We start from the raw sequence: 17,745 nt of genomic DNA on the forward strand, positions 1-17,745 counted from the left end.
GTTGGGACAGTGTCGCCATCACGGGGTGAAACAAGGCGATGACGATGAGTCGCATGAGCAACCGGCGTCCCAGCAGCCCCAGCAGTCACGTCTTCACCAGGCGTCATCTCCTGGGCGCCGGCCTGACGGCCGGCGTCGCGGCGGGTGTTGCCGCGGCCTGGCCGGGGTTGGCGCAAGCCGCCCCGATCGACCCCGATGCTCCGGCCGGCGTCGCGCCGGGCCTCGCGCCGGACAGGCTCCGCGCGCAGGACGAGCCGAACTTCCATCCGGTGAAGTTCCGGCTGCCGGCGCCGACCGGGCGGAAGGCGCTGGGGACGACCGCGATCCACCTGATCGACCGATCGCGGCCCGATCCGACCATGCCCAGCGGGCACCGCGAGTTGATGATCAGCCTCTGGTACCCGGCCGGGATGTTCGGGTCGGCGCCGTTCGCGAAGTACATGCCGCCGCGGACCTCGGTCGAGGTCGACGACGCGTGGACCGGTGAGTACGGGCTGGCGCTGCCGAGCGGGTCGTTCGACTTCGCCAGCACCGAGACGCACGCGCGAGTCGACGTACCGGCGCAGCCGATGCGGCATCCCGTCGTACTGTTCTCTCCCGGTTTTCAGTACAGCCGGTTCGTGAACACCGCACAGGTCGAGGATCTCGCCAGCCGCGGGTACGTCGTGGTGACGATCGACCACTCGCACGAGACCCCGGTGGAGTTCCCCGGCGGGCGGTTCCTGCCGGGCGCGCCGGAGTCGGAGCCGCCCGGTCCGGACCAGATCCGCACGGCCGTCGAGACCCGGACCGCGGACGCGCGGTTCGTCCTGGATCAGCTCGAGCGGATGGCCGACGGCCGGAAGGTCGATGCCGACGGCAAGGATCTTCCGAAGGACCTCGCGGACGGGCTGGACCTGCGCAAGGCCGGCATGTTCGGCATCGGGCTCGGCGGCTACGCGACCGCGAACACGATGCTGCAGGACCGGCGGATCTCGGCCGGGATCGACCTCGACGGCACCCTCCAGGACGACCGGGCGAAGGGTCCGCTCGGCGACGTCGCGGAACGTGGTCTGGACCGGCCGTTCCTGCTGTTCGGATCGGGTGAGACCCAGCGGACCGATCCGGCCAAGGACAACTACGACCCGTCCTGGGCGAGCTTCTGGACGGCGCAGCGCGGCGGCAGGCTGAACCTGGCGATGGCCGGCACCAAGCAGAAAGCGTTCACCGACTACCAGTTCATCTTCTCCCAGCTCTTCCACGACATCTACGGCGAGGACCCGATCATCACCTCGGTGATGAAGGCTCTCGTCGGCAGCGCGAAACCGGCCCGGAGCGTGCTGGCGCAGCGCGAGTACATCGCTGCATTCTTCGACCAGACGCTGCGCCGCCGGCCCTCGCCTCTGCTCCGCGGTGGCTCTCCGAAGTTCCCGGAAGTTCAGTTCGTGCGCTGAGTCGGCGTACTCTCGACTGAGGTTCGCCACGCTGCCGTGGCGGCATCGCGACGCGCGGTGACGATGCATGAGGGGAAGGGCACCGGTTACCGTGCGTTGAGAAATGCGTTGCCGTCGGCCGTACTCTGTCCTCGGGTCGGGTCGGTCTGTGCCCGGGGGAACAGAGCTGAGGGCGGGCGCGATGTCGGCAGGACGAGAGTAGGGAGCGCAGTGGCAGGGGCAGCAGGGACCAAAACAGCGGCCGGGACCCGTCTGGTGATCGTCGAGTCGCCGAAGAAGGCGCGGATGATCGCCGGCTTCCTCGGGTCCGGGTACGTGGTGGAGTCCAGCTTCGGCCACATCCGCGACCTGCCGAGCGGAGCGGACGAGATCCCGGCGAAGTACAAGGGCCTGCCGTGGGCACGCCTGGGCGTGAACGTCGACGAGCACTTCGACCCGCTGTACGTCGTACCGGCCGACAAGAAGGCGCAGATCCGCAAGCTCAAGGACCTGCTCAAGGGCGCCGACGAGCTCTTCCTGGCGACAGATGAGGACCGCGAGGGCGAGGCGATCGCCTGGCACCTGCTCGAGGAGCTGAAGCCGAAGGTCCCGGTCAAGCGGATGGTCTTCCACGAGATCACGCCGAAGGCGATCCAGGACGCGGTCGGCAACGCCCGGGACATCGACGAGGACCTGGTCGACGCCCAGGAGGCGCGCCGGATCCTCGACCGGCTGTACGGGTACGAGGTCTCCCCGGTGCTGTGGAAGAAGGTCATGCCGCGGCTGTCGGCGGGCCGGGTCCAGTCGGTCGCGATCCGGATGGTGGTCGACCGCGAGCGCGAGCGGATCGCGTTCCGCAGCGCCTCGTACTGGGACCTCGACGCCACGCTGGACGCCGGCGAGGACCGGAATCCGCGACTCTTCCCCTCCCGCCTGGTCTCGGTGGACAGCAAGCGGGTGGCGCAGGGCCGCGACTTCAGTTCGGTCGGTGAGCTCAAGGGCGCGAACACCGTCCATCTGAACGAGGCGACCGCGACCGCGCTGGCCGGCGCGCTGCGGGAGTCGCAGTTCACCGTCCGGTCGATCGAGTCCAAGCCGTACACGCGCAAGCCGTATGCGCCGTTCCGGACCACCACGCTGCAGCAGGAGGCAGGCCGCAAGCTCGGCATGTCCGCCTCGCAGACCATGCAGGTCGCCCAGCGGCTGTACGAGAACGGCAACATCACCTATATGCGTACCGACAGCGTGACGCTGTCGGACACCGCGATCACCGCCGCCAGGGCGCAGGTCCGCGAGCTGTACGGCGCGTCGTACCTGCCGGACAAGCCGCGCGTCTACACCTCCAAGGTGAAGAACGCCCAGGAGGCGCACGAGGCGATCCGGCCGGCCGGCGAGACGTTCCAGACACCGGCCCAGACCGGTCTGAGCGGCACCGAGTTCCGGCTCTACGAGCTGATCTGGATGCGGACGATCGCGTCCCAGATGCGGGACGCGGTCGGCAACAGCGTCTCGATCAAGATCGACGCGACCGCGGCGACCGGCGAGCAGTGCGAGTTCACCTCGTCGGGCCGGGTGATCACCTTCCACGGGTTCCTCAAGGCGTACGTCGAGGGCGCGGACGACCCGTCCGCCGGCACGGACGACCAGGAGACGCGGCTGCCCGACGTGACCGAGGGCGACGTACTGCCCGCGTCCGAGGTGGTCGCGTCCGGGCACGAGACCAAGCCTCCGGCGCGCTACACCGAAGCCACGCTGATCCGCGAGATGGAAGAGCGCGAGATCGGCCGCCCGTCGACGTACGCGACGATCCTCGGCACCAACGTGGCCCGCGGGTACATCTACAAGAAGGGTCAGGCCCTGGTTCCGGCCTGGCTGGCGTTCGCGGTCGTCCGGCTGCTCGAGGAGCACTTCACCCGGCTGGTGGACTACGCGTTCACCGCGACGATGGAGGACGTGCTCGACGAGGTCGCGGCCGGTGACCTGCAGCGCGAGGGTGTGCTGTCGCGGTTCTACTTCGGTGACGACAACCTCGAGGGCCTGAAGTCGATGGTCACCGACCTCGGCGACATCGACGCCCGCCAGATGTCCACGTTCCCGGTCGGCGGCGACGACTCGGGCATCGTGCTCCGCGTCGGGCGGTACGGGCCGTACGTCGAGGACAAGGACGAGCGGCGCGCGAACGTGCCGGAGGACCTGCCGCCGGACGAGCTGACCGTCGACAAGGCCCACGAGTTGCTGGCCCAGCCGTCGGGCGTCGAGCTCGACCTCGGTACTGCGCCGGACACCGGCCTGCGCGTTGTCGCCAAGGCCGGGCGCTTCGGGCCGTACGTGACCGAGGTGCTGCCGGAGGACGCGCCGAAGAGCGCCAAGCCGCGGACCGGGTCGCTGCTGAAGTCGATGACGCTGGAGAACGTCGGCCTCGACGACGCGATGAAGCTGCTGTCGCTGCCGCGCGTGGTCGGCAAGGACCCGGAGTCGGGCGACGAGATCACCGCGCAGAACGGGCGCTACGGGCCGTACCTGAAGAAGGGCACGGACTCGCGGTCGCTGGCGACCGAGGAGCAGATGTTCGACATCACGCTCGACGAGGCGCTGAAGATCTACTCCGAGCCGAAGCAGCGCGGTCGTCGCGCCGCTGCCCCGCCGCTGAAGGAGCTCGGCGAGGACCCGGAGTCCAAGAAGCCGGTGGTGGTGAAGGAGGGCCGTTTCGGCCCGTACGTCACCGACGGCGAGACGAACGCGACGCTCCGCAAGGACGACGCGGTCGAAACGATCTCGCTGCTCCGCGCGGCTGAACTGCTGGCGGACAAGCGAGCCCGCGGTCCGGTGAAGAAGACCGCGAAGAAGTCCACCGCGAAGAAGACGACGGCCAAGAAGACGACGGCGAAGAAGACGACGGCGAAGAAGGCCACCGCCAAGAAGACGACGGCGAAGAAGGCCACCGCCAAGAAGACGACGACCAAGAAGGCGCCCGCCAAGAAGAGCTGACGGGCGTCAGCCGCCGAAGCTGCTGAAGCCGCGGACGATGAAGTAGAGCACGAACGCGAAGAACGCGGCGAAGATGATCGCGACTGGCACGGCCACCCACAGTGGTGGCCGCCGGGCGCGAACCGCGGCGCCGGTGGACTGGCTGACGAGTCCTTGGCGACGATGCGTCCGCTTCGCCACTTCCCGGTGACGGTCACCTCTTCGCCGTCGACGACCTGCCCCTCGAGAGCGGTCGCGCGCAATTCGACAAGCACGGGCTGCTGCGGTTGCCCGACGCTGTCGTGCTGGGCGAGCCGGAAGGTCAGCACTTGGATCGAGCCGTTGTCGGAGCGGCCCTCGGAGCGGTACTGCACGTTCTGTACGACACCGCGCAGCTCGGCGGCGCCCCGCCGGGCGACTGCGTTCGACTGGTCACTCATCGGAGTTCCCCCAGGTGTGAGACGTAGTACCCGGAAAGTACATTGGGTTCGGGCCCGCAGGTGGCCGCAAGCCAGGACGAGACGCAATCGCAAAAGGAGCGCGCGGATGACGAGTGCGGCCGAGGTCAGCGCGCAGCGGTTGCGTGAGCGGGGGGAGCGGGTTACGCCTGCTCGGCTTGCGGTGGTCGAGGTGCTGGCCGGCACCGAGGAGCATCTGAGCGCGGAGCAGATCGGCGAGCGGGCCGAGCAGTTGCGGCCGGGGATCCACCGCGCGACCGTGTATCGGGCGCTCGACGCGCTCGGTGAGTTCGGTCTCGTCACGCACGTCCACCTCGGGCGGGCCGGTACGACGTACCACCTGGCCGGCGATCTGGCCCCGCGTCACCTGCACCTGCGCTGCTCGGAGTGCGGCACGGTGTACGACGCCCCGGGCGACGTCCTCGAATCGGCCCGGAAGAAGCTCGCCCGCGAGCTCGGGTTCCACCTCGCGCCCGAGCAGGTGGCCCTCGTCGGAGTGTGCAAGAACTGCCAGCCGTGAGGTCCGCTGTCCATATCTGTTCATCGGTGTGGATTCATGAACAGAGTTGGCTTACAGTCTGGGTCTGTGACCTATGTCGAGGACTTTGCCTCCGGTGAGAACGTGCTGGCGCCGCGCGCCTGGCTGGACGACGACTCCGGGCGGTTGGCGCTCAGCGGGGACTGGAGCTTCCGCCTGTCGCCGACGGTGGCGGACGCGCCGGACGACCTGAAGGACCCGGACACGTCCGGCTGGGACACGATCGCCGTCCCGGGTCACTGGCAGCTGAGCGGATACGGCGCCCCGGCGTACACGAACGTGGTCTACCCGTTCCCGCTCGAGCCGCCGTATGTGCCGACCGACAACCCGACCGGCGACTACGTCCGGACCGTGACGGTGCCGGCGAACTGGGACGGCGCGCGGATCGTGCTGCGGTTCGAGGGCGTGGACTCGCGGTTCGCGGTCCACGTGAACGGCTCGGAGGTCGGCTGGTCGTCGGGGTCCCGGCTGCCGTCGGAGTTCGACCTGACCTCGCTGGTTGCCCCAGGCAAGGAAGCACGGATCGCGGTCCGGGTGCACCAGTGGTCGGTCGGGAGCTACGTCGAGGATCAGGACATGTGGTGGCTGTCCGGGATCTTCCGCGAGGTCAACCTGCTCGCACTTCGCCCGGACGCGCCGACCGACGTCTTCGTCAAGGCCGCGTGGGACCACATCGACGGCGCGGGCACGCTGCTCGTCGAGTCGGACGTGCCGGGTACCGTCAGCGTGCCGGAGCTCGGGCTGGAGCTCCCGACCGGTGAGCACACGCGCGTCGAGGGTGTCGAGCCGTGGAGCGCCGAGGTGCCGCGGTTGTACGACGCCGTACTGCGGACCGCGGGCGGCGAGGTGCGGCTGCGGATCGGGTTCCGGACCGTTGCGATCGTCGACGGGATCTTCACGGTCAACGGCAATCGGGTGTTGTTCAACGGCGTCAACCGGCACGAGTTCCACCCTGACCGAGGTCGCACGCTGACCGAGCAGGACATGCTGGACGACGTACTGATCATGAAGCGGGCCGGGATCAACGCGGTCCGCACGAGCCACTACCCGCCGCACCCGCATTTCCTGGCGCTGTGCGACGAGTACGGGTTGTACGTGATCGACGAGTGCGATCTGGAGTCGCACGGGTTCGGGTACGAGCCGCAGCCGCCGAAGCTGCCGAACCCGGTGATGGATCCGCGCTTCCGCGACGACCTGGTCGATCGGATGCGGCGTACCGTGCACCGCGACAAGAACCACCCGTCGATCGTGATCTGGTCGCTCGGCAACGAGTGCGGGATGGGCGAGAACCTCAAGGCGATGTACGACCTGGTGAAGGAGCTCGACCCGTCACGGCCGGTGCACTACGAGCGCGACACCGAGGCGGAGTTCGTCGACATCTACTCGCGGATGTACACCTCGCCGGAGGGGTGCGCGGAGATCGGGGCGGACAACAGCCTCTACCGGAACCTGCCGTTCATCCTGTGTGAGTACGGGCATGCGATGGGCAACGGGCCGGGTGGGCTGCTCGACTACCGCGAGGTGTTCGAGAAGTACCCGCGCTGCCAGGGCGGATTCATCTGGGAGTTCATCGACCACGGTCTGCGGACGACGATCGACGGGCGCGAGGTCTACGCGTACGGCGGGGACTTCGGCGAGACGATCCACGACGGCAACTTCGTCTGCGACGGGCTGCTGTTCCCGGACCGGACGCCGTCGCCGGGTATGCACGAGTACATCAAGGTGATCGAGCCGCTGCGGATCGTTGCTGATGGCAACCGTGTGTCGATCACCAACCGCTACGAGGTGCTGGACACGAGCCACCTCCGCCTCCAGGCCCGGGTTGAGGCGGAGGGCGAGGTTGTGGCCGACGGCAACCTGCCGTTCCCGGTGATCGCGCCCGGCGAGACAGTCTCGATCGAGCTGCCGCCGGGCGTCCTGAAGCAAAGCGAGCGGGCGGAGGCCTGGCTGACGGTGACCGCCGAGCTGGCCGAGCCGACCCCATGGGCCGAGGCCGGTCACCGGGTCGCGTGGGGTCAGATCCGCCTGGACGAGCCGGCTCCGGCTGCTGCTGTTCCTGCTGGTTCGCCGGCCGAAGGAACTGCTGGTGTGCAGGGCATCAACATCGCTGGTCTGCAGAACATCCGGCTGGATGTTTGGCGGGCGCCTATCGACAACGATGCGATTCCTGGGGTTGCGGCGGCCTGGCGGGAGCAGGGGTTGCACCGGGTGCAGCACCGCATCGTTTCGCAGGGTGAGCGTGACGGTGCTTGGGAGGTTGTCACCCGGACGGCGCCGCCCGCGCTCCAGTGGGGTCTGCGTAGTACGTGGCGTTGGACGGCCGTCGACAACGGCGTGGTGCTCGAGCTCAGTGTCGTACCCGAAGGCCTGTTCCCGGAGGTACTGCCGCGGCTCGGCATCACATTCGAGCTGCCGAAGGTGGAGCGGGTCGAGTGGTTCGGCACCGGCCCCAACGAGGCGTACGTCGACACGCGCGAAGCTGCTGCGGTCGGCAAGTATTCTGCCACAGTCGCCGAGCTGCAGACGCCGTACGTCCGCCCCCAGGAGAACGGCCACCGCATCGACACCCGCTGGACCCAGCTGGACGGTCTGCGCATCGAGGCAGTCGACGAGCTCTTCGGCCTGACCGTCCGCGACTGGACCAGCCAGGCGTTGGAGACGGCCAAGCACACCCCGGACCTGGTCGCCGGCGACACCACCTACGTCACGCTCGACATCGCCCAGACCGGCGTAGGCACAGCCGCCTGCGGCCCGGCCCTCCCCGACCGGGACAAGCTGAAGACCGCCCCCGCAACCCTCACCCTCCGCTTCACCAGCTGACTGGCGGATCAGCTGGAGCCCGGTGCAGCCGTCGGCAGGCCAATGTCGTCGGCGGCTGCCAGGAGGCGCTTGTCGTAGGTGACCAGCGCCGTCAGAGAGATGCCTTCGAGGACGAGGGATTGCGCCGTCGCCAGATGGATGGCGTCGAGAGTTCGTAGCATCGGGTCGGAGTAAGCCGCTGCCGTCGCAAGGACCGTGTCGTCGACGGGGACTCGGTCGAGCCTGGCCAGGACCGTCGGCACGGCTGCGAGCCGGCTTGGATCGGATCGGCGCAATGCACGGGGAACCTCGGTGAGCACCAAGGACGATGCCACGAGATCCTTGTCGTCCTGGTTCGCCAGCCAGGTCTCGAGTGCTGCGCTTTCCGCCTCCCGGCGGATCATCTTCACGATCGCGGCCGAGTCGAGGAAGATCACAGACGCTCCTCACGAAGGTCCGAGATGATTTCGGTCGAGTCGACCGACAGATCCGGCTCGCCTGCAGGAAGGACGAGTGGTCCCGGATTGCTCGCGGGAATCAACCGGCCGCGACGAATCAAGTCGGCCCGGATGCTGGTGCTGTCGTCGATCGGGACGAGGCGTGCCGCCGGGTGGCCGCTGACGGTGATCTCGAGGGACTCGCCGTTGGCAACCCGCGCCAGCACGGCGCTGGTGTGCTGGTTGAGTTCACGCACGGGGATGCTGTCCATGGCACAAGTGTAGAACGTTGTGTTCTACGCCTGCCAGTCAGATCGCGATCGAGGGGCGGGGGCGGACGCGGGTGGTCGGTGGGTGGTAGGCGGACCAGGCTTTGGCGAGGCGGTGGACCGCTTCGGTCAGGGCTGGTTCGGGGGCTCGGAAGTGTAGGCGGACGTGGGAGTCGCTGGCGCCGGTGACGTCGAGGCCGGCGCCGGGGAGGATGGCTAGACCGTGGCGTAGGGCGGTCTGGGCGAAGGACGTGCCGTCGCCGTACGGGAGACGGACCCAGAGGCACTGGCCGCCGGTGACCGTTGGGATGTCCCACGAGGGGAAGGCCTGCGTGAGGAGTTTGTGCAGGTGGTCGTGGCGGCACCTGAGGGTGTCGTGGAGGTCAGGACCGTCCAGGAGTGGCAGCAGATGTACGGCGGCCAGCTGGGTCGGGACGTTGCCGCCCAGGTCGTGTACCGCGCGGAGGCGGGCCAGGCGGTTGATCAGGGGTGTGGACGCGCGGATCCAGCCGATGCGCAGGCCGCCCCAGATGCTCTTGCTGAGTGAGCCGATCGAGATGACCGAGTCGGAGTACGCCGCCAGTGGCGTGGGCTCCACCTCACCAGGGAAGCCAAGATCAGCTGGTACTTCGTCCTCGATCAGCGGGATACCGGCGCCGGCCAGCCGCTGGCGGGGCAGCGCAGACATCACCGAGCCGGTCGGGTTCTGGTACGTCGGGATCACGTAGGCAAGCGCAGGACGCCGCTCCCGCACCGCCGCCTCGAACCCGTCCAGCCCGACCGGCAGACCACGCAGTACTGCGCCTTCCTCGCGGAACACCTCTAGCGCGCCCGGGTACGTCGGCGCCTCGACGAGCACCTGGTCGCCGGGAGACACCAGAGCATGCGCCAGCAGCGACAGGGCCTGTTGGCCGCCGTTGGTGACCATGATCTGCTCGAAGGACGTCCGTACGCCGCGGGCCGAGTAGCGGTCCGCCAGCGCCTTCCGCAGCGCCGGGTGACCGTACGGGTAGTAGCCGATGTCGTCGCTGATCCGACTGAGCTCCGGGGCGATCTCCACGAACGCCTCGGCAAGCTGCGGCGGCGGATCGCCGGGGGCGGCGCAGACGGCGAGCAGTACGTTGTCGTCGCGCGCCTCGAGCGAGTCCAGGAAGATCGGGTCGACCGGAGCGTCCTCGACCGGTCCTCCGGACGGTACGCCGGCCACGCGCGTGCCGCTGCCCTGCCGGCGAGTGATCCGGCCCTCGGCGCGGAGCAGGTCGTACGCGGCGACCACCGTCGTACGGCCGACTGCCAGCGCACCGGCCAGCGCACGGTCCGGAGGGAGCGGGACGCCGGGAGGGAGTTCGCCGTCGTCGATCAGGTGGCGGAGGCGGGCCGCGAGCAGCACGTACAGCGGGCCGCGGCCGGACGACCAGCGGCCCAACCGGTCGACTACCTCGATTGGTCTCATCTGCGAACCAATTCTGCCGGATTGGCTCTGGGGCGGCCAGACCAAGCCCAGAACCATGGATGTATGCCGACCTTTCCGCGCAACGAGATCGTGTCCCTGACCGCCGAGCAGGCCCAGCACGAGCTAGGTGAGAGCTACGGCCCGGACCTCCGGCTGGCCGACCTGCTGACCCCGGAGCTGGCGGACCTCGAGCTCGGCTACGGTACGGCGGCTGGTGACCCGCGACTGCGCGCAGCGATCGCGGATCGGCACGGCGTACGGCCGGATCAGGTCGTCGTCACGATCGGTGGGATGCACGGGATCTTCCTGCTGTCCTACCTGATGCTCGAGCGCGGCGGGCAGGTCGTGACGACCAATCCGCTGTTTCCGAACACACGCAACATCTATGCGTCGCTCGGCGCTGACGTGCGGGTGGTTCCGCTGACCTTCGACGACAGATACCGCGTGACAGCTGACGCCGTACAGGCGCAGCTCACACCGGAGACCAAGCTGGTCAGCCTGACGACTCCGCAGAACCCGTCAGGTGTCGCGATCTCGCTGGAAACCCTGCAGGAGATCGTGATCGCGATGGGCGAGGTGTGTCCGGACGCCTATTTGATGGTCGACGAGACCTACCGGGTGGCGGCGTACGGCGATGATCCGATCGCGCAGACCGCGGTGTCGCTGGGGTCGAAGGTCGTGTCGGTGGCCTCGCTGTCGAAGTGTCACGGGGCCGCCGGGTTGCGGATCGGGTGGGTCGTGAGCACAGATGACGAGCTGGTGGACCAGTTGGCGACCGGAAAGTTCAGCACGGTCGTGTCCGCGGCGCCGCTGAGTGAGGCGTTGGCGGTGCGGGTGCTCGAGCAGGAGGACCAGATCCTCGGAGTACGAAGGTCCTGGCTGGCAGAGAACCTTCGGATTACCGAGAACTGGGTGAAAGAGAACGGCGATCTGGTCGAGTGGGTCCGGCCAGATGCCGGGGCCTTGTGCGTGGTGCGGTTGAACGTCGATCCAGTGCGGTTCAAGCAGGCGGCCGCGGAGCGAGGTGTGCGGCTGGCTGATGGTGGCTGGTTCGGGGATCAGGAGCAGGTATTCCGGCTTGGCTTCGGGTACCTGGCGGCGGGTGAGCTGAAGGCGGCGCTGGATGCGCTGCGTGAGGCTGTCCATGCTGCCTACTAGTCTTTAGGCGTGCCGGAGGCTTATGACCCGCTGACCGATCCTGCACCGGCGCATGATGTGCGCGCGGTGTTGCGGATCCGCGCGTTCCGGCGGCTGTGGATCGCGTTCGGGCTGTCGAGTCTGGGCGACTGGATCGGGTTGCTGGCGTTGACCGCGATGGCGAAGTCGTTCGCCGGCGACAACTACCAGGCGGCGAACTTCGCGATCGGCGGCGTGCTGTTCCTCCGCGTGCTGCCCGCGCTGGTGATGGGTCCCGTGGCCGGCTGGATCGCGGACCGGCTGGATCGGCGCTGGACGATGATCCTCGGCGACCTGATCCGGGCGGCGTTCTTCGTCACGATCCCGATCATCGGCACGCTGACCTGGCTGCTGGTCGCAACCGTGCTGATCGAGATCGTCAGCCTGATCTGGGGTCCCGCCAAGGACGCCTCGGTGCCGAACCTGATTCCACGGCACCGGCTCGAAGCGGCCAACCAGATCAGCCTGATCACGACGTACGGCACGGCTCTTCCCGCCGCGGTGATCTTCACCGCGATCACGCTGGTCACGCGCTGGGCCGGTGATTTCTCCATCGATCTTGCGGTGTACGTGAACGCCGCGACGTTCGCTGTCTCGGCGTTCGCGATCGTGTCGGTCGCCGAGATCGGCCGCGCGGTGCATGATCACGAGGACCATCCGACGCTGTGGCGGACCATGGTCGAGGGCTGGTCCTACGTCACCGGCACGCCGGTGGTCCGCGGTCTCGTGGTCGGTATCTCAGGCGCATTCGCGGCCGGTGCGGTCGTGATCGGATTGGGTCGCACGTACGTCGAGGATCTCGGTGCCGGCGATCCTGGGTACGGCGTGTTGTTCGGTGCTGTCTTCGGTGGTCTCGCGTTGGGGATGGGGTTCGCGCCGCGGATCTTCTCCGGGCTGTCGCGGCGACGGTTGTTCGCGGCTGGGTTGGTCGGGTCGGGCATCTGCCTGGCCGGGCTGGCGTTGATCCAGCAGATCGAGATCGCCACGATGATCGCGATTCTGCTCGGGTTCTGCGCCGGTGGATCGTGGGTTTCCGGCTACACCTTGCTCGGCCTCGAAGTGCCGGATGCCGTTCGCGGGCGGACGTTCGCGTTCGTGCAGTCCGCAGTACGCACGGTGCTTGCGGTCACGTTGGCGATCGCGCCGTTCGCGGCCGGTGCGATCGGCCGGCATACGTGGACGATCCGCGGCCATTCGGCGACGTACAACGGTGCTTCGATGACGATGCTCGCGGCCGCGATCCTGGCCGGGGTGATCGGCCTGCTCGCCTGGCGGCAGATGGACGACCGTCCGGGTGTCCCGTTCTGGCGCGACGTACGGCGGAGTTTCGGCAAGACACGTGGTGACTACCCGACGACGGGGCTGTTCATCGCGATCGAGGGCGGCGACGGGGCCGGCAAGTCGACGCAGTCCGCGCTGCTCGTGAAATGGCTTGAGGAGCAGGGGCAACAGGTCTTGCTGACTCGCGAGCCGGGCGCGACCGAGCTCGGCAAGACGCTGCGGCAGATCGTTCTCGACCCGGCGACCGGCGACATCTCGCACCGCACGGAGGCGCTGCTGTACGCCGCCGACAAGGCCGAGCATGTCGACTCCGTGATCAAGCCTGCTTTGAAGGCAGGAGCCGTCGTGATCACCGATCGGTACGTCGACTCGGCGCTGGCATACCAGGGCTCCGGGCGTGATCTGGATGTGTCCGACGTCGAGCGGGTGAACCGCTGGGCCACCGACGACCTCCGGCCGAACCTCACGATCCTGCTCGATCTGCCGCCGAAGCGCGGTCTCGGCCGATTCGAGGAGCGGGACCGGATCGAGGCCCAGTCCGACGAGTTCCACGAGCGGGTGCGGCACGCGTTCCTCGAGCTGGCGGCCGCGGAGCCGCAGTACTACCTGGTCATCGACGCGTCCCAGGACCGCGAGGACATCGCCAAACAGATCCGCGCCCGTCTCCAGCCGATTCTCCCCAAGGTGGGCCTATGACAGTACTGATGCCGCGACTCCGTCGCGGCGGGTCATGGGGCTGTGACTCCCGGCCTTCCCTCGTCGCTCTGGTCGCTTCGCTCCCGCCGCTCCTCAGTCCAGGCCGGGAGGCCCCATGACCGTGTGGGACGACCTGGTCGGACAGGACCCGGCAGTCGCCGTACTGCGGAAGGCTGTCGACGGCGCCGCCGGCGTGCTGCGTGGAGAACGTGGTGCTGCGGTCGCCGGCATGACGCATGCCTGGCTGATCACCGGGCCGCCGGGATCGGGCCGGTCGAACGCGGGCCGAGCGTTCGCGGCCGCGTTGCAGTGCGCCAACCAAGGCTGCGGCGAGTGCAACGACTGCCGTACTACGCTCAGCGGCGCGCACCCCGACGTGTCGTTGATCCGCACCGAGCTGTTGTCGATCCGGGTCAGCGAGGTCCGCGAACTGGTCCGCCGCGCCGCGATGAGCCCGACGCAGGGCCGCTGGCAGGTGATGGTGATCGAGGACGCGGACCGCCTGACCGAGCAGGCCGCGGACGCTTTGCTGAAGAGCATCGAGGAGCCGGCGCCGCGGACCGTCTGGGTGCTGTGCGCGCCGACGGTCGAGGATGTCGTACCGACGATTCGTTCACGTTGCCGCCTGCTGGTGCTGCGTACGCCGCCGGTCGCCGCGGTCGCGGAGATGCTGAGCCGCAAGCTCGAGGTGGATCAGGATCTGGCCTGGTTCGCCGCGCGGGCCGCGCAGGGGCATATCGGCCGGGCGCGGGCGCTGGCTCGCGACGAAGAGGTCCGCGAGCGGCGGAACAAGGTGCTCGAGGTGCCGTTCGCGTTGCGTGACCTCGGTGCGTGCCTGAAGGCGGCGCAGCAGCTGGTCAACGCGGCCAAGGTCGAGGCGAAGGCCAGCGCCGAGAAGGTCGACGAGAAGGAGCGGGCCGCGCTCGAGCAGGCGCTGGGCGTCGGGACGAAGGGCGCCAAACCGCGCGAGGCGAACGCCGCGCTGAAGGAGCTCGAGGACCAGCAGAAGGCTCGCGCCAAACGCTGGGAACGCGATGTGCTCGACCGATCACTCGTGGATCTGATGGCGTTGTACCGCGACGTGCTGGTCGTGCAGACCCGATCCGGTAGCGAGCTGATCAACGCAGAGTTGCATCGGAACATCGAGCAGCTCGCGGCGCGGACGACACCGGAGCAGACGGTGCGCCGGATCGACGCGATCGGGATGTGCCGCGAAGCGATCGAGGCGAACGTCGCGCCGCTGGTCGCGCTGGAAGCGATGACGGTCTCGTTGTTCGAGGGACGCAGCGACGGGTTCACGATCCCGCGCCGGGTACTGCGCTGAGGCGTTGGTCACGTTCCGGGATGCACGTCCGATAACTGGGCGGATGGTGTAACACCGAGACCGGCGGGTCCGATGACTGGGTGTCCGGGTGAAGCAGATCGCTCGGCACTTTTCGCCGAACGGACACCGATGAACCAGCCGCCCTCCGAGATCCAGCCTGCGCGGCAGCCGTTGCCGTCGGCTGAGTCATGGCTCGAGGGCGTCCCGACCCCGGCACAGCAGAAGCAGGACGGGTACGCCGTCGCGGCGCTCGCGACCAGCCTGCCCGGGATGGTGCCGATCGCCGTTGTGCTTGCCGGGATCGCGTTGCGGCGGATCAAACGGTCCGGTGGCCGCGGGAAACGGCTCGCGTACGGCGCGTTGCTGGTCTCGCTGTGCTGGGTGATCGCGACGGCGGTCGCGGTGACGCTCAACCTGGTCGGCGAGCACCGGGCCGGGATCGGCCGGACGGTGTCGATCTCGCAGGTCGCCGTCGGCCGTTGTTTCGACGCGGACCTGGACGCCGATGCACTGAAGCTGGTGCGGATCGCGGACTGCGCCGCGCCGCACACCGGTGAGGCGTACGCGAAGGTGAGCGCGGCCCTGGCCGGGCTGTCCGTCGCAGAGACCGGGACGGTGGCGACGCAGCAGTGCGCGGGGGCGTTCGTCGAGTTCGTCGGGAAGCCGTACGAGCGGTCCGAGCTGGACATGTACTACGTCGTACTGGAAAATCGTGACGTTGCTGACGGCAACGTCCTGTGTCTGGTCGGGATGCCGGGGACCAAGCTGACGGGTACGATGCGCGGATCACAGCGGTAATGCCCGCGGGGGAGCAGTGGGGGTAGCGTGACTCAGCCACCGTACGAACCGGAACGTCCGCAGGACAGGCCGCACGACGCCACCCCGGACGCCACCCAGTCGTTCCCGACCCAGGACCCGACCCAGGTCTTCCCAACCCAGGACCCGACGCGGGCGTTTCCGACGTACGGGCGGCCGCAGCAGGCGCATTCTCAGCAGGCCGGTTCGTCGCCTTGGGTGGCTCCTGGGCAACCACAGCCCGCTCCAGGGCAGCCGCAGTACGGGCCGCCGGGGAGTTATGGGCAGCCTCCTTATGGGCCGCAGCCGCCGCAATCGCCGTACGGGCAGGGGTATGGGCCGGCGCAGTATCCGACCCAGTATCCAACGCAGTATCCGGCGCAGTACGGGCAGGCGCCGGCGCCGTACGGGTATGGCTACGGCTACACGGGGTCGGGCGGGTCGAACGGGCTGGCGGCCGCGGCGCTGGCGACCGGGATCGGCGGGATCTTCATCGGCCTGTCCGCGCCGGTCGCGATCGGTCTCGGCATCGCCGCGCTCGTGCAGATCAAGCGCCGCCAGCAGGCCGGCAAGGGGATGGCGATCGCCGGGCTGGTGATCGGTTCGCTCGTGACGATCGGGTACGTCGTCCTGATCGGGTTCCTGATCGTGCTCGGCTCGACGTACGACGAGGGCTACGGATCGCCCGAACCGGTCTCGTCGTACTCCACCGGCCCGACGACCAGCGTCGACGACCTGGCCGTCGGCGAATGCTTCGACGACGGCAGCGAGGAGGCCGAGGTCGTTCGCCAACCGTGCACCCTCGCCCACGACGGCGAGGTCATCGCCGACGTCACCCTCCCCGAGGGCCCGTACCCGGGCGACAACGGCGTCGACAAAGCCGCCGACCGCGCCTGCAGCCCCAGGTTCACCAGCTACGTCGGCAAATCCCCCGACGACTCCGAGCTGGACCTCTCCTACTGGACCCCCACCCGTTCCATCTGGGAGGACGACGATCGCCTGGTCGTCTGCGCCATCTACGGCCCCGACCACGAAAAGCTAACCAGCACAGTAAAAGACAGCCACCGCTAGCTAGCGCCGGGCGCTGATGCCGCCGACCATCCACAGTCGGCCGCCGGTTGCGCACTCCCGGCCGGTCCAGGTGTTCTGGAACCTGTCCGCACCTCCGCCGCCGATGCTGATTCGTACGCCGGACCGCGCGACAACCTTGCCGATGGCGTCGAGGATCTCGAAAGATTGCGAGTCTCCGCGGACGGTGTACCCGCGGGGCCACACGAGAGTCACCTCGGACTGCCCCGCCTGCGCTCGAACACAGCCGTTCGCGTCGGCGGTCAGCGTGGCTACGAGGAGCGCCTCCATGCCACTGGGACCGGCGTAGTCGGACGTGACGATTCGAGGCGGGACGGCGGCGGCCGACGGCCCACTTGCTGTCGGCGGGTGTCCATCGCCTGGGTGGACGGCCCACGTAGTACCGGCGATGACCGCGGCGGCGACCAGCGCCGTACCGACGACCGTGAGGCGTTGGCTGCGGGTGCGGCGGTGGCGGATGCGGTTGGCGACGGCGTCCTCGGCTAGGTCGACGGTGTTGCTGCCCTCGGCGGCTGTTGCGCGGAGTAGGTCTTGTAGGTCTGTCATGGGGTGCTCTCCTCGGTGACGCCGAGTTGGGTGGCGAGCTTTGCTCTTGCATCGGCCAGGTGGCGTTTCACGGTGCCTTCGGCGCAGCCGAGCTCGCCTGCGATCTCGGTGACCGGCAGGTCTTCGTAGTAGCGCAGTACGACGCACGCGCGCTGCTTCGGTGACAGGGTCGCCAGCGCTCGCCGGACCTCGTCCGCCACCGCCAGCCGGTCGTCGTCGTGGTGCGGTACGTCAACCAGCAGGTGGCGGGTCGCGTTCCAGCGCCTGAGTCGCCGCCGGCTGTCGATGTACTGGTTGAGCATCGCGCGGCGTACGTACGCCTCGAGTTCGTTGACGTCCCCACCGATCCGCCGCCGGCTGAACACCCGCGTGAGCGCTTCCTGGACGAGGTCGCCGGCTGTACTCGCGTCGCCGGTCAGCAGATACGCATAGCTCCGAAGCGCACCACCCCGCGAAGCCAGCAATGCCCGGAACGCAGGCTCCCAGTCAGCCACCTCACCACCCC

General features: G+C 68.6%; 15 protein-coding genes. 9 read left to right on the top strand and 6 right to left on the bottom strand.

The genetic code is table 11. The features are described from left to right. The first annotated feature begins 53 nt into the window (after nt 1-53). Together EV645_RS22855 and topA are read left to right on the top strand one after the other, a co-directional pair. On the top strand, nt 54-1,433 hold the full coding sequence (locus EV645_RS22855) for an alpha/beta hydrolase (RefSeq protein WP_130445993.1): 1,380 nt from the start codon (nt 54-56) through the stop codon (nt 1,431-1,433). Nucleotides 1,434-1,643: 210 nt separating this feature from the next. Beyond that, complete coding sequence (gene topA / locus EV645_RS22860) at nt 1,644-4,400, top strand: type I DNA topoisomerase (protein WP_198681789.1); 2,757 nt, start codon at nt 1,644-1,646, stop codon at nt 4,398-4,400. Between the two features lie 6 nt (nt 4,401-4,406). On the opposite strand, the gene EV645_RS41925 is transcribed toward topA, so the two are convergent. Then, nucleotides 4,407-4,580 (bottom strand): hypothetical protein, encoded by a 174-nt coding sequence (locus tag EV645_RS41925; protein ID WP_157997134.1) that lies wholly within the window; start codon nt 4,578-4,580, stop codon nt 4,407-4,409. A gap of 345 nt (nt 4,581-4,925) precedes the next feature. On the opposite strand from EV645_RS41925, the gene EV645_RS22865 reads away from it, so the two are divergent. Next, nucleotides 4,926-5,357, top strand: coding sequence for a Fur family transcriptional regulator (locus tag EV645_RS22865; protein WP_130445994.1), 432 nt, complete (start codon nt 4,926-4,928; stop codon nt 5,355-5,357). 66 nt (nt 5,358-5,423) lie between these two features. Next, on the top strand, nt 5,424-8,195 hold the full coding sequence (locus tag EV645_RS22870; RefSeq protein WP_242000585.1) for a glycoside hydrolase family 2 TIM barrel-domain containing protein: 2,772 nt from the start codon (nt 5,424-5,426) through the stop codon (nt 8,193-8,195). 8 nt (nt 8,196-8,203) lie between these two features. On the opposite strand, the gene EV645_RS22875 is transcribed toward EV645_RS22870, so the two are convergent. The 3 genes from EV645_RS22875 to EV645_RS22885 are packed head-to-tail and all read right to left on the bottom strand — an operon-like array spanning nt 8,204 to nt 10,333. Next, a complete protein-coding gene (locus tag EV645_RS22875; protein WP_130445996.1) occupies nt 8,204-8,611 on the bottom strand; it encodes a type II toxin-antitoxin system VapC family toxin in 408 nt (135 codons plus the stop codon). Further along, nucleotides 8,608-8,883 carry a type II toxin-antitoxin system Phd/YefM family antitoxin gene (locus tag EV645_RS22880; protein WP_130445997.1) on the bottom strand — a complete coding sequence of 92 codons (276 nt, stop codon included), beginning with the start codon at nt 8,881-8,883 and terminating at the stop codon, nt 8,608-8,610. Before EV645_RS22880 ends, EV645_RS22875 begins: the two co-directional genes overlap by 4 nt. A gap of 37 nt (nt 8,884-8,920) precedes the next feature. Beyond that, nucleotides 8,921-10,333: an aminotransferase-like domain-containing protein gene (locus EV645_RS22885; protein WP_130445998.1), complete on the bottom strand. Its 1,413-nt coding sequence runs from the start codon at nt 10,331-10,333 to the stop codon at nt 8,921-8,923. A 63-nt stretch (nt 10,334-10,396) separates the two neighbouring features. Here EV645_RS22885 and EV645_RS22890 point away from each other — a divergent pair, with 63 nt between their 5' ends. The 5 genes from EV645_RS22890 to EV645_RS22910 all read left to right on the top strand — a co-directional run bounded on the left by EV645_RS22890 (nt 10,397) and on the right by EV645_RS22910 (nt 16,676). After that, nucleotides 10,397-11,491 carry a pyridoxal phosphate-dependent aminotransferase gene (locus EV645_RS22890; RefSeq protein ID WP_130445999.1) on the top strand — a complete coding sequence of 365 codons (1,095 nt, stop codon included), beginning with the start codon at nt 10,397-10,399 and terminating at the stop codon, nt 11,489-11,491. A gap of 9 nt (nt 11,492-11,500) precedes the next feature. Further along, entirely contained in the window at nt 11,501-13,486 is a 1,986-nt protein-coding gene (gene tmk / locus EV645_RS22895) for a dTMP kinase (protein ID WP_130446000.1), read from the top strand. 115 nt (nt 13,487-13,601) lie between these two features. Then, entirely contained in the window at nt 13,602-14,810 is a 1,209-nt protein-coding gene (locus EV645_RS22900; RefSeq protein WP_130446001.1) for a DNA polymerase III subunit delta', read from the top strand. A gap of 129 nt (nt 14,811-14,939) precedes the next feature. Beyond that, nucleotides 14,940-15,608 (top strand): DUF4190 domain-containing protein, encoded by a 669-nt coding sequence (locus EV645_RS22905; RefSeq protein ID WP_130446002.1) that lies wholly within the window; start codon nt 14,940-14,942, stop codon nt 15,606-15,608. A gap of 27 nt (nt 15,609-15,635) precedes the next feature. Then, complete coding sequence (locus tag EV645_RS22910) at nt 15,636-16,676, top strand: DUF4190 domain-containing protein (protein ID WP_130446003.1); 1,041 nt, start codon at nt 15,636-15,638, stop codon at nt 16,674-16,676. On the opposite strand, the gene EV645_RS22915 is transcribed toward EV645_RS22910, so the two are convergent. Both EV645_RS22915 and EV645_RS22920 read right to left on the bottom strand, forming a co-directional pair. Next, complete coding sequence (locus tag EV645_RS22915; protein ID WP_130446004.1) at nt 16,677-17,240, bottom strand: hypothetical protein; 564 nt, start codon at nt 17,238-17,240, stop codon at nt 16,677-16,679. Continuing rightward, entirely contained in the window at nt 17,237-17,734 is a 498-nt protein-coding gene (locus EV645_RS22920; protein ID WP_130446005.1) for an RNA polymerase sigma factor, read from the bottom strand. The genes EV645_RS22915 and EV645_RS22920 overlap by 4 nt, the downstream gene beginning before the upstream one ends. Between the last annotated feature and the right edge of the window lie 11 nt (nt 17,735-17,745).

It is taken from the genome of Kribbella rubisoli, from assembly GCF_004217145.1.
Taxonomy (GTDB): domain Bacteria; phylum Actinomycetota; class Actinomycetes; order Propionibacteriales; family Kribbellaceae; genus Kribbella; species Kribbella rubisoli.

Excerpts from the sequence above, each read along its gene's own strand:
- EV645_RS22855 (WP_130445993.1), top strand. The coding sequence starts at position 54 with ATGAGCAACCGGCGTCCCAGCAGCCCCAGCAGTCACGTCTTCACCAGG.
- EV645_RS22865 (WP_130445994.1), top strand. The coding sequence starts at position 4,926 with ATGACGAGTGCGGCCGAGGTCAGCGCGCAGCGGTTGCGTGAGCGGGGG.
- EV645_RS22880 (WP_130445997.1), bottom strand. The coding sequence starts at position 8,883 with ATGGACAGCATCCCCGTGCGTGAACTCAACCAGCACACCAGCGCCGTG.
- EV645_RS22885 (WP_130445998.1), bottom strand. The coding sequence starts at position 10,333 with ATGAGACCAATCGAGGTAGTCGACCGGTTGGGCCGCTGGTCGTCCGGC.
- EV645_RS22890 (WP_130445999.1), top strand. The coding sequence starts at position 10,397 with ATGCCGACCTTTCCGCGCAACGAGATCGTGTCCCTGACCGCCGAGCAG.
- EV645_RS22900 (WP_130446001.1), top strand. The coding sequence starts at position 13,602 with ATGACCGTGTGGGACGACCTGGTCGGACAGGACCCGGCAGTCGCCGTA.
- EV645_RS22905 (WP_130446002.1), top strand. The coding sequence starts at position 14,940 with ATGAACCAGCCGCCCTCCGAGATCCAGCCTGCGCGGCAGCCGTTGCCG.
- EV645_RS22915 (WP_130446004.1), bottom strand. The coding sequence starts at position 17,240 with ATGACAGACCTACAAGACCTACTCCGCGCAACAGCCGCCGAGGGCAGC.